The 12,787-nt window shown below is 32.2% G+C and carries 13 protein-coding genes; all 13 read right to left on the minus strand.

Going from position 1 to position 12,787, the window contains the following annotated elements; genetic code table 11:
* Nucleotides 1-26 precede the first annotated feature (26 nt).
* Entirely contained in the window at nt 27-1,637 is a 1,611-nt protein-coding gene (locus tag MR875_04380) for a TCP-1/cpn60 chaperonin family protein (GenBank protein MCI6994078.1), read from the minus strand.
* A 261-nt stretch (nt 1,638-1,898) separates the two neighbouring features.
* Entirely contained in the window at nt 1,899-3,149 is a 1,251-nt protein-coding gene (locus tag MR875_04385; GenBank protein ID MCI6994079.1) for a hypothetical protein, read from the minus strand.
* A gap of 230 nt (nt 3,150-3,379) precedes the next feature.
* On the minus strand, nt 3,380-4,429 hold the full coding sequence (gene asd / locus MR875_04390) for an aspartate-semialdehyde dehydrogenase (protein MCI6994080.1): 1,050 nt from the start codon (nt 4,427-4,429) through the stop codon (nt 3,380-3,382).
* A gap of 9 nt (nt 4,430-4,438) precedes the next feature.
* Nucleotides 4,439-5,260 (minus strand): 4-hydroxy-tetrahydrodipicolinate reductase, encoded by an 822-nt coding sequence (gene dapB / locus MR875_04395; protein MCI6994081.1) that lies wholly within the window; start codon nt 5,258-5,260, stop codon nt 4,439-4,441.
* A gap of 12 nt (nt 5,261-5,272) precedes the next feature.
* Nucleotides 5,273-6,166, minus strand: a complete 894-nt coding sequence (gene dapA / locus MR875_04400; GenBank protein ID MCI6994082.1) for a 4-hydroxy-tetrahydrodipicolinate synthase — start codon at nt 6,164-6,166, stop codon at nt 5,273-5,275.
* Nucleotides 6,163-7,383, minus strand: a complete 1,221-nt coding sequence (locus tag MR875_04405) for an aspartate kinase (GenBank protein ID MCI6994083.1) — start codon at nt 7,381-7,383, stop codon at nt 6,163-6,165. The genes dapA and MR875_04405 overlap by 4 nt, the downstream gene beginning before the upstream one ends.
* 176 nt (nt 7,384-7,559) lie before the next feature.
* Nucleotides 7,560-7,757, minus strand: coding sequence for a 30S ribosomal protein S17e (locus tag MR875_04410; protein MCI6994084.1), 198 nt, complete (start codon nt 7,755-7,757; stop codon nt 7,560-7,562).
* Nucleotides 7,744-8,085 carry a chorismate mutase gene (locus MR875_04415; protein ID MCI6994085.1) on the minus strand — a complete coding sequence of 114 codons (342 nt, stop codon included), beginning with the start codon at nt 8,083-8,085 and terminating at the stop codon, nt 7,744-7,746. The genes MR875_04410 and MR875_04415 overlap by 14 nt, the downstream gene beginning before the upstream one ends.
* Nucleotides 8,086-8,161: 76 nt before the next feature.
* Complete coding sequence (locus tag MR875_04420) at nt 8,162-9,034, minus strand: succinylglutamate desuccinylase/aspartoacylase family protein (GenBank protein ID MCI6994086.1); 873 nt, start codon at nt 9,032-9,034, stop codon at nt 8,162-8,164.
* Between the two features lie 128 nt (nt 9,035-9,162).
* Entirely contained in the window at nt 9,163-9,456 is a 294-nt protein-coding gene (locus MR875_04425; GenBank protein MCI6994087.1) for a hypothetical protein, read from the minus strand.
* 109 nt (nt 9,457-9,565) lie between these two features.
* On the minus strand, nt 9,566-10,831 hold the full coding sequence (locus MR875_04430; GenBank protein ID MCI6994088.1) for a succinylglutamate desuccinylase/aspartoacylase family protein: 1,266 nt from the start codon (nt 10,829-10,831) through the stop codon (nt 9,566-9,568).
* Nucleotides 10,828-11,694, minus strand: a complete 867-nt coding sequence (locus tag MR875_04435) for a shikimate kinase (GenBank protein MCI6994089.1) — start codon at nt 11,692-11,694, stop codon at nt 10,828-10,830. Before MR875_04435 ends, MR875_04430 begins: the two co-directional genes overlap by 4 nt.
* The gene (locus tag MR875_04440) at nt 11,694-12,776 is read right to left on the minus strand and encodes a glycosyltransferase family 4 protein (GenBank protein ID MCI6994090.1); all 1,083 of its coding nucleotides are present in this window, start codon (nt 12,774-12,776) and stop codon (nt 11,694-11,696) included. The genes MR875_04435 and MR875_04440 overlap by 1 nt, the downstream gene beginning before the upstream one ends.
* Between the last annotated feature and the right edge of the window lie 11 nt (nt 12,777-12,787).

Consider the following 12,787-nt stretch of genomic DNA (forward strand, 5'->3'; position numbering starts at 1 on the left):
AAGAAATTATAAAAATTTCTTTATACTTACATCATAGGAGGCATTCCGCCCATTGCGGAAGGATCCATACCCATGTCTTCTGGACCTTTAGTGGATGCAATTACATCATCGATTCTTAAGATCATTTCAGCTGCTTCGGATGCAGATTGGATAGCTTGTTTTTTGACACGTTTAGGTTCAATTACACCAGCTTCTTTCATATCTGCTACTTCACCAGTAAATACATCTAATCCCATGTAGAATGAATCTTCTTGAGCTGCTCTTAAATCTACTAAAGAATCAATACTGTCTAAACCTGCGTTTTCAGCTAAGGTTTTTGGTACTACTTCTAAAGCTTCTGCAAATGCATTTACAGCTAATTGTTCTCTTCCAGAGATGGATTCTGCATAATCTTTGAGTTTTTTAGCCATTGCGATTTCTGGAGCTCCTCCACCAGCAACAACTTTATCATCTACTACAGTAGCAGCTACTACACCGATTGCATCTTCAATTGCTCTTACAATTTCATCAACAATGTGTTTGGTACTTCCTCTTACGAATAAGGTTACAGATTTAGCTCCACTACATTCTTCTACGAAGATCATTTCTTCACCAGAGACTTTTCTTTCTTCAACAATGCCAGCTTTACCTAAGTCTTCTTCGGTTAAGTCATCTAAGTTAGTGATAACGTTAGCGCCGGTTGCTCTGGATAATTTTTGAATGTCAGATTTTTTAACTCTTCTTACAGCTAAAACGCCAGCTTTGGATAAGTAGTGTTGTGCTAAGTCATCGATACCTTTTTGTGCGAATAATACATTTGCACCAGCATCAACAATTTGGTCAACCATATCTTTAACCATTTTTTCTTCTTGTTCAATGAAAGCTTGCATTTGAGCAGGGTCAGTAATTCTGATTTCAGCGTCAACTTCAGTTTCTTTTACTTCTAAAGGAGCATTGATTAATGCAATTTTAGCATCTTTGATTTCAGCAGGCATACCTGGGTGTACTCTTTCTTTATCTACAATTACACCTTCAACTAAGTTAGACTCTTCAACAACAGCTCCATCTTTTTTCTCGATTTTGATGTTATCAGTATCAACTTCACCATCTTCAGCAACTGCTTCTACAGCATCAACGATTAATTTTGCTAATGGTTCACGTGCTGCTTCGGTTCCTTTACCAGTCATAGCAGTCATAGCTACTTTCATTAAAGTTTCAGTGTCAACATCATCGATTGCGATTTCATCTAAGATTTCTTGTGCTTTTTCAGCAGCTTTTCTGTATCCCATAGCGATGATAGTTGGGTGAATGTCAGAATCAAGTAAGTTTTCAGATTTTTTTAATAATTCTCCAGCAATGATAACTGCAGTAGTAGTTCCATCTCCAACTTCGTCTTCTTGGGTTTTTGCTACTTCTACGAGCATTTTTGCTGCAGGATGTTCAATATCCATTTCTTTTAAGATTGTAACACCGTCGTTGGTTACTACAATATCACCAAGTCCGTCGACTAACATTTTGTCCATTCCTTTTGGACCTAATGTGGTTCTTACAGTTTCAGCTAATACTTTTCCAGCTAAAATGTTATTTCTTTGTGCATCTCTGCCGACAGCTCTGTTAGTACCTTCAGGTAAAATGAAGATAGGTTGTCCTTGTGCCATAATAATCACCTTTTAATTTATTTTATAAAATAATTAGATCAGTTTAAAAATCAACATGAGAAAATAAGTTATATTGTTGAATAAACCTTTCTACATAATTAATGAGTTTAAGGTTATATAAATACTTTATGGTATAAAATAAATTAAGGTAAGAAAAAGACAAACAACATTAAATACATCATAAAAATTGGATGAATGTTAATAAAAATAGTGTTAATAGGAATTAGGAAAATGGATTAAAAAGGTTAAAAATAGGTAGATTTATCTACCTTGTTTTTTTTCTAATCTGAATGGAGGAGTAATTTCCTGAGTTTCATAAGCTTCTTGTTCTTCTTGAAGCTCATTAAAGAAAGCGTTAATTTCCTCCAATCTTTTAATTTTACCTTCCATTTTAGTTAACTCATTTTGAAGTTTTAGATAATCTTCACGAGGAACAGTTTGTTCTTTTAAGAAGCGAAGTTCATTATCTTTTGCACTGAGTTCACCATTTAACTGGGATTGAAGAGTTAAATACTCTTCTTTAGAAACAGATCTTTCTTTCAAATATTCTAACTCACTATTACGAGCAGACAATTCGTTTTCAAGTCTGGTTTGAAGAGTAATATATTCATCTTTAGGGACAGATCTCTCTTTTAAATATTCTAACTCACTATTACGAGCAGACAATTCATTATCAAATCTTGTTTGAAGATTGAGATATTCATCCTTAGGGATGGTATTTTGTTTTAAATTATTAAGTTGATCATCTAAATTCTTGATTTCAACATCAAATTTAGATTGAAGATCTTCATAATCTTTTTTAGGGATAGTTTCTTGTTTTAAGTTAGTTATTTCAGCATCCATTGCATTAATTTCAGACTCAAATCTAGATTGAAGAGTAATGTATTCATCCTTAGGAATAGTTTGCTGTTTTAAAGTATCCAATTCACCATCTCTTTTAGTGAGTTCACTATCTTTTATACGAATCTCATTTTCTTTAAGTTCCAATTGTTTTTCAAGTTCTAAAATTTGAGCTTGAGATTCAACATTATTTTCAAGTTTAATAACTTTAATTTTATAATCATCGATAGTTCTTGAAAGAGTGTTAATGGTAGCTTCTTTTTCTGCAATGCTTTTGAAAGAATCTGTTAATCTTTCATTTACATCAGCTAATTCCTTTTTCTTGTAATCTCTTAACTGTTCAGCAAAATATTCTTTAATTTCATCAAGAGAATTGTTGACATAATCCAATTCATAGATTCTGTCTTCCTGATTTTTAATTAAACTATCTTTTTCATCAAGTTGTTTTTTCAAAAGATTAATTTCATCTTCCGCTTTAAATTTAATAACAGATACTTCTTTTTCTTTATCAATAATGTCTTTTTCTAACTCTTTAATTCGTTGTGGAGTGTTATCATTAGCCCTTTCCACTTCAAGTTCAGTTAAATCATATTTTAAGTTATTGAGCTCTAATAAACAAGATCGAATTAAAGATTGTAAAGTATCTTTTTCAACATCCATTCCTAATTCCATTTTATCCCTTAGTTTAAATTTTATCCCAATATCGAATTCAAATTACTAACCCTTAATGAATTTGAAAATTCTGATATATTGTACAATATAATTCCTTGATATATCATATTTCTTTTATACTATTTAAATTAAACCCTTAAATGAACTTAAAAATAAAAATAGAACCTGTAAGAAAACCATTCGAAAAAATAGAAAATTTAAAAAAAAATAGAAAAAATAAATTGATAAAATTAGAGTATTTTATCATTGATTAATTCAGCATTCAATATAGATGCTCCAGCAGCACCACGAATAGTATTATGTCCAACAAGAACATATTTAAAACTATTATCAAATGCTTGGTCTTTTCTCATCCTACCAACAGTAACAGCCATACCATTACCCGCATTTCTATCCATACGAGGTTGTGGTCTGTCATTTTCTTCTTTGACAATTACAGGATTTTCAGGAGCGGAGAATAAATTTAATTTTTGTGGCAATGCTTTAAAGTTTGCCATTTTATCTTTAACATCAACAATGTCAAAGTCATCATCCAACTCAACAAACACTGCCTCAGTATGACCATCAATAACCGGTACCCTATGACAAGATGCACTCAATTTGAAATCTGCATTGGTTACAGCATTTCCATCGTAAGAACCTAACAAATGAAGAGTTTCACTTTCCATTTTTTCTTCTTCATTACCAATGTAAGGAACAAGATTATCAACAATAGCCATTGATGGAACTCCATTATAACCTGCACCAGATACAGCTTGCATGGTTGATACTCTAATTGAGTTTACATTGAAATTATCAACAATAGGTTTTAATGTTAAAGTTAATGCAATAGTGGAACAGTTTGGATTGGTTACAATGAATCCATCCCAACCATTTTCCTTTTGTTGAGCATCAATCATGTCTAAGTATTCCGGATTGACTTCAGGAATTACTAATGGGATATTTTTCTTCATTCTGTGTGCACTAGCATTACTTGCAACAACATAATCTTGAGCAAATTCTTTTTCAACTTTTGCTGCAAATTCTGTTGGAAGAGATGAAAATACAATATCTACATCATTATCCATATCATCAGGATTAGTTTCACAGACAACAATGTCTTTTACAGACTCAGGCATCTCACTATCCAAATACCATGTGGTAGCATCCTCATATCTTTTACCTGCAGAACGGGAAGATGCTGCTAATGCTGTAACTTCAAAATCAGGATGATTATCTAATAATTGAATGAATCTTTGACCAACCATCCCAGTTGCACCGAGTACACCTACTTTTACCATATTACTCACCTATTCTAAACCTAAAACATCATTCATGCTACTTACAACACCTTTTTGTGCAGTAGGTACATATCTCACAGCTCTGATTACACCAGCAATGAATACTTCTCTAGTGTGAGCTTGATGTTTAACTTCAAATCTTTCGCCGTCACCAACAAACATTACAGTGTGATCTCCAACAATATCCCCACCACGGATAGCATGAACACCAATTTCTTCAGGAGTTCTTTTTCCAACTAAACCTTTTCTTCCAAATACTCCAACTTCTTCAGGATCTCTTTCCAATGCATCAGCAATTACTTCAAATGCAGTCATAGCAGTTCCTGATGGAGCATCTTTTTTCTGATTATGGTGTGCTTCAATAATCTCAATATCAAAATCATATAAAAGTGGAGCTAATTTTTTCAAGGTGTTGAAAAATACATTAACACCTATTGCCATATTTGATGAAATAACTGCTCCAACATTGTTATCTTCGACATTTTTAATGTTGGAAGCCATTTGTTCATCAGTAAATCCAGTAGTACCAACAACAACATTTACTCCACATGCAGTAGCTATTTTAATTGTTTCCACAGCTGCAGGAGCAATAGTGAAATCAACTAATACTTCTGCACCAGATGCTTTTAATGTTTCTTCTAGTTTTTCAGATCCAACAATTTCAACACCAAGTTCCCCAACACCTGCTTGAAGACCTGCATCTTTACCTGCAAGAGGAGTGTTTGGCATTTCAATAGCTGCAACTACTTCCATACCGTCTTGTTCTGTAATTTTTTTAATAATACCGGAGCCCATTCTTCCAGCAGCCCCAGTTACTGCTACTTTAATCATAATATTACCAACTTAAATTAAATTAGAATCTTTTAATGCTTTTTTAAGGATTTCCAAGTTTTCTTCTTTCATATCACATAATGGTGCTCTTAAAGGACCTGAAGGCATTCCCATTAAGTTCATTGCCGTTTTAACAGGTACAGGATTACTTTCAACAAAGATTGCCCTAATTAATTCAACCATTTCATAGTGAAGTTCTAATGCTCTTGTATAATCATCATTTAAAATACTGTCGACCATTAAAACCATTCTTTTAGCATCAATATTTGCAGATGCACTAATTACACCAGTTGCTCCAACAGACATGAGAGGTAAAGTTAATGAATCTTCACCGGAGAGAATATTGAAATCATCTTCCAATCCTTCATGCATGAGTGCTCTGTAAATGTCAGATACTTTATCAACACTTCCACTAGCTTCTTTAATAGCATCAATACCATCAATTTTAGCTAATTCAACAGCGGTTTCAACTTCAATATTGCTTCCAGTACGTGAAGGTACATTATAAGCAATAATTGGAAGGTCGCAATTTTCTGCAATAGTACCATAATGTTGTACTAAAGCATGTTGTTGTGGCTTGTTGTAGTACGGAGTAATTAATAAAGCTGCATCAGCACCAGCATCGTAAGCAAACTTAGTAAGAGATAATGCTTCTGATGTGGAGTTACTTCCAGTTCCAGCAACTGTATCAACTCTACCATCAACCTCATCTACTAAAACTTCAATGACTTTATGATGTTCATCATGAGTCATAGTAGCGGATTCACCAGTAGTTCCTGCACCTACTAAACCATTTACTCCCTGGTCGATTAAATAATTAATATTTGACCTGAAACCTTCTTCATAGAAAGTTCCTTCTTTGGTAAATGGAGTGACCATAGCAACATATGTTCCTTCAAAATTCATTCTAAAACCTCTGTAATTAATTTATGTGCTTTTTCACCATCTTCCCAATCAACAAACAATACAACAGCAGTTTGTGAGGAAGTAATTTCTAAAATGTTAATGTTATTTTTTCTAAGCGGCTCTGTAATATCTGAGATAATTCCCGGAGTCTCAATAATATCAGGACTGACAAAAGTTATCATTGCAGTATCTCTTCCAAGTGATAATGAACTTAACACATCAGTATCAATAACCAACTGATGTAATAAGAGATATGCTTTGTTAGAGTCAGATTTGTTTACAAATACAGTGATTGAATTTTGACCAGCAGACATACCAAAGATATTAATACCTTCATTTGCAAGAGCAGTGGTTAATTTAGCCATTAAACCAACTTTTTTAAGCATAGCTTCTCCAACAATAGCTATAAGTGAAATAGGATCTTTATAAATGGTAACACATTTTAACATTTCTCCTTCAAAAGGTCCTACAATACGGGTACCCTTTGAAGTTAAATCACCGTTTGCGAAATTAATTATTTTTGCACTTATTAATGGATCTTTATATTTTAATGCATTAGGATGTAAAACTTGTGCTCCATGAGTAGCCAAATCTCTTAATTCCTCAACAGAAATTGTATCTAACAATTCTGCATCCTCAATTTTATTAGGATCAGTTGACATTACACCATCTACATCAGTAACAATAACAACTTCATTAGCATCTAAGCAATGTCCCATTAAAAATGCTGTGATATCACTTCCACCTCTCCCTAAGGTAGTAATTTCTCCACTAGGTCCTTTTCCTAAGAATCCACATATAACAGGTATAACACCTTGATTGACAAGTTGTTTGATTCCTTCAGCATTCATGCTAGTAGTATTTAAATCAATTTTAGCTTCTAAAGAATTGGAATCAGTGACAATTGGCCATAATTTATTATAAGGATCAATAAATTCAGATTTTACACCTAATGATTCAATAGTTGCTGAGAATAATCTAGCGCTAGTTAATTCACCCATAGCCATAATTTCTGCCTTCTGCTTGTCAGTTAAACTTGTACCAATAGCTTCATCAGATAATCCGATGAGGTCATCAGTAGTCTTGTTAACAGCTGAGACAACAACTACTACTTGACTGCCTTTCATATACTCATTTACTACGGACTGCGCCGCTTTTTTAATCCTGGAACCATTACCCACCGAGGTTCCACCGAATTTTACTACTATTAAATCCATTAAGTTCACCTATTTCTTAAAAATTCATGAAATTTTGTTATAATATCAAACAAAATATCCGTATATATTTTTATATGACCATATTAATAAACTTTATAAAATAAATACGGTAAAAAAAAGTTTAAAATTAAAAATAATTAAATAAAAAAAGAGTAATAAAAAATATGAAAAAAAGCTTATTCTCTGGTTTGTTCTAACCTTACAAGCCTAGTTACATATCCTGCAATTTTATTTCTTAAATGTTTAGTACTTACAGTAGAGTATTCTTGTACTAATTTTTTGTTTTCGTCAAAATCAGTAGTGAAAACACCATTGTGAGTTTCGATAAGTTCTTTAGCTAAACGTTTAACAAATGAAGTTCTAATATTTCCCATCAACATTCCTCCTTAAAATTTCTTTTTGCGCATTTTTATTTAAAATAGTCAACATATCTACTATTTGATTAATAATATCAACATCAAGACCTTTTTTCTCAGCTAATCGTCTAATTTTATCGTGAACAACTTGTTCCCTAGATTTATCTAAAACTTCCATTTTCAAATATTCTTTAGAACTAGCTATATCTATTGCAAGAGCGGTTCTCTGAGAAATTAAATCAACTAATTGATTATCAATTTCATCAATAGATTTCCTTGACACATTAAGAAGTTCCTCAGCTTCTTTTTCGTTTTTAAAAGATTTTATTTCATAACTTCCATTCAAAAAAATCACCAAATTGATAATAATGATAATAATATAATTTATTATTATCATAGTATATAAACTATATGATTAATCCTCAAATCAATGAATTAAATTTAAGGAATGATTTCATCATAGATAGTGATTTTGGAACTGATCCCTTCACAATAGCACCATGAGGAGTTTTGACTTCACATGTAACAGCAGGAATATGTTTTAAGCTAACAACATCTTCTAAAGCACCAGGATATTCCGCACCTGCTTTTTTATAAATAATATATTTTACTTTACTATGTTTAGCAATATATTTTGCAAGAGTTGCACTTTTAAGAGTTGGCTTGTAAGTTCCCATAGCCACATCACAACCAGGCTTTCCACCAGGCTTTGAACAATGAAAATCTCCATATGCCTTGCATTTGAACTTTACAATCAATTGCACTGTTTTATATGAAATAGTTCCTTTAACATTTGCTTTTTTATTCAAATGAATTCCATGATAATCCCGAACATTAGCTGCAGTTCCTTTAGGATTCATAAACGGCATGATATAAACAGTACCTTTTATCGGATGTTTCTCCAAGTATTGAATCATCTGCATTGCTGCAACCTGAGAAGACAACTCATTACCATGAACACCAGCAGTCATGAAAACAACTTTTCCATTACCTCCCTTAAATTTAATTACAGGAGTGCCTGATTTTGCTGCTTTAACTACTTTTTTAACTAACGCAGAATTAGGAATATTGCTTTTAATTCTTTTATTCTTTGTAATATCTGCACCTGAGTTCCATTTGTATGTAGTGATCTTATAATAATTCTTTACAACATAATTATTCTTTCCAGAAATACCATCAGCAGAATACCTGATAGTGTAAGTCCCGGCAGGCAGATTAAGAGCAAGATTTGCAACACCATAACTATTTGTGTATCTATTATATGTCTTGCCATTTACAGTAAATTTAACTAACATCCCATTCATCAATTTACCTTGTTTATCCAGAAGAGTGAGAGAAAATTTTGTTTTAGTACCATAAGTAGAAAATACATCCTTTGTAGAAACTCTTGAAAGTATATTAATTGTATTTTTTAACAGACAAATTATTGCAGGATGTTGAAATAGTATATTTCCAGAAGAATCTTATTAACTACAAGATATCCAGAACCGTTTTTATCTGTAGATTTAACATACTCTTTCCCATTAAGTTTCAATACAACATTTAAACCAGAGACTGGATTGTTGTCCTTGTCCAATACACGAAAATGAAACTGAGAACCATTTCCATAATATTTAACCAAATCATTAGTTTCTATTTTAGAAGGAACAATTGCATTTGATGTAGCATTAACTTCAAAACTAGAATTCAGATTAATATCTAAATCATTAGACTCCACAGATGCCGTTGAATTTTCAAAAGTAGCATTATCATTAGCACTGACTGCAGAAATTAAAAATAAAAAAAGAAAATGATGAAAATTGAATAAATTCTCTTCATGACACCACTCATATAATTGAATTATATTTCAAGAAGTATTTCATCATGTTAAATGATGTAGTAACTGTTTTTGTTGTTACAGTATTATGTGGAAGTGCAACTTCACAAATAACTCCAGTTATACCCTTTTTAGCAACACATTCAAACAATGCACCAGGATATTTCTGACCAGTATAACTGTAAATCTTCTTACTTACTTTAGAATATTTAGCAATATATGCTGCAAGATCTGCACTTTTACATTTAGAATTCTTGGATGCCATCACAATATCTTTTCCAGGAGCACCTCCCGGTTTTGTAGTGTGGAAGTCACCATATGCATTACATTTATACTTAACAACCAAGTTGACAATTTTATTAGGTATAGTTCCAGATTTAGAAGCTATACGATTATAATCGTTATCAGTATATCTTACTTTTTTAGCAATTGCTTTTACATTAACAAAAGGCATTATGTAAACAGTTCCACTAATTGGATTTTTAGTTAAATAGTCAATCATTTTCATTGCAGCAACCTGAGAAGACAACTCATTACCATGAACACCAGCAGTCATGAAAACAATCTTTCCTTTACCTCCAACAAATTTCAATAAAGGAATACCATTTTTAGTTGCTGCAACAGCCTTTTTAACCCAAGCATTATTAGGCATGTTCTTTTTAATTAAACTAACTTTAGAAACATCACCTTTAATACCCCAATTCAAAGTAGACATTGTGATTTTATTCTTAACATTATATGAATTAGAACCACTTATTGCATCCACTTTATATTTAATTACATATTTACCTGCTTGACAATTAAGTGTGAATGTAACCATCCCACTATCATCAGTGACCTTTGTAACTGTTTTTTTGCCAATAGTCACTGCAACAGACTTACCTGCCATAGGTTGACCAAATTGATCAAGAACTTTGACATTATAATTCATAATAGTCCCATATGTTGATGAAACATCTTTTGTTACAACTTTAGTCACGACAGGCTTTTCCTTAACATCATCATCTGAACTTGAATTATTTGATGAATTAGTTTGATTAATTGAATCATCAGTACCATTTACAGAAGGTCCTCCATCATTTGAAGAATTTTCTGAAGCTACAACATCATTCGATACTGGTGAAACATTAGAAACAGCATCAATATTTTTAGATAATGTATCTACATTATCCACTCCCAATAGATTATCCGAAGTAGATACATTTTCAGCTGCTGAAACTAATGAGATGCTACTCAGCACAACGATTAGCAGCAGCACAAAATATATTTTTTTCATAATATCTTACAACCTACGTTATCAGTTTTTGTTTCTAGTACTGTACCTTCATATTTCTCCCATGAATATTTAATATTATCGATTTTATCTTCACTTGCAACTGCAACAAAAGATGAACCAGTTCCAGATAAACCAGAAGCTATCGCTCCAGATTCAAGTGCATCAATAGCAATTGATGAATTGAACCCTAAAGTTGCAGAATACAATAATCCATTCAAATTCAATGCTTTGAAATAATCTTTATTTCTAGCAAAGTCAAACGCTGTTTCAACTAATGGCGCTAATAATTTCATCCTATCAGGATTTGAATCACCGGATTTAGAATAATAATTAGGCATATAAACTAATACTGGATAATCTTCCATCTCTTCGCGAATAATAAACTCCCTATTTTTATTATCAGTTACAACAACACCACCAAAGTAAGATGCAGTTGCATCATCAAATGAACCTGTAATAGTAACTCCTGCTTCAAGTGATGCATCAATTGCCATATTAATTACTTCCAAATTATCAAGAGGTTTTAAATTAAATTCCTCAGATATGATTGAAGAGACAACTTTAACAATAGCGTTGGATGAAGCACTGCTACTAGACAATCCTGACGCCATAGGTAAATTGGATTTTGTTTTCAAGTCAATACCAAATTCAGAACTATCAATATCATAATGATTAAACACCCTTTGAGCACATAATTCCATTAAACCAGTGCCTGCACCAACATCATTAGAACAGATTATTCCCTCACTAATTGTTTTAGCATTACATTTTATGTCCAAACCAATACCAAAAGCTGAACCGAAACCTGTTGCAATTGCATTGATAATTGTTGCAGAACCTGGAGATCTAACAGTTTGTTTCATTAGTTAACCTCATCATAGGGGATTGTCACTTCTGAAAAATCAATTGCCCTATTACGAGCATTAAGTGATAAAATTAATCTAAAATCATCATCTCCAATTATAGTATCAATTGCCTTAGCAATAGAAGACACCTTATTTGGATTTACAAGTAAACCAACATCATTATTGATAATTTCAGTGATACCACCAACATCACTTCCAATAACTGGCTTTCCACATGCTAACGCTTCAATTAAAACTAAACCAAAGCTTTCTGAATATGATGGTAAAACTAGCACATCACAACTTGGAATGATATTTTCGACATCATTTCTAGAACCTGTAAATATTACATCATGAATATTTTCTTCTTCAACTTTTTTGCTTAATTTTTTAAATAGTGGACCATCACCAACAATCACTAAATAATAATCGCTTTGAGATACTTTTTTAGCTTCCAATAATGATTCAACATTTTTCCTTTTAATTAAATTACCAACAAAAAGCACTATTGGTTTATCTTCAAGTTTATTTTCTTTTTTAAATGAATCATTTGCTTTTGATGAAAACTTATTGATATCTACAGAATTCCAGGACAATTTTGTTTTATTGGCTATGCCAGTGACTCCAGTTGCAATAATCTCATGTTTTAATGCATTACTTACTGCAAAAACACCATCAGCATCTCTTAAAACTTTTTTAACTGGAGATCTCATAAATGGCTGTTTTTTATATAATTCAAACATGTCAGAACCATGTGCTGTAACATATGTTTTAATCCCATGTTCTTTACCCACTTCAACGGCAGCTGCACCTGCCGGGAATAAATAATGACCATGAATAATATCAATATCTTCTTTTTCTAAAAGTTCTTCCAATGCTTTTTTAGCATTCATCTTAAACATTAATCCCCTGACACCAGGAATATTAAGCCCTTTAGTTCCAATAACATGAATTCCATCAATATCTTTAATTTCTTTGTGAGGATAAGTAATCACATAAACTTCATGACCTTCTTCAACTAATTTCTTTGATAAGGTATGAATATGAACACCAACACCACCTACATGCGGTGGAAATTGACCTACCATAGCTATTTTCATAAAACAAAACT

The organism is Methanobrevibacter sp., assembly GCA_022775905.1.
In the GTDB taxonomy this organism is placed as follows: Archaea; Methanobacteriota; Methanobacteria; order Methanobacteriales; family Methanobacteriaceae; genus Methanocatella.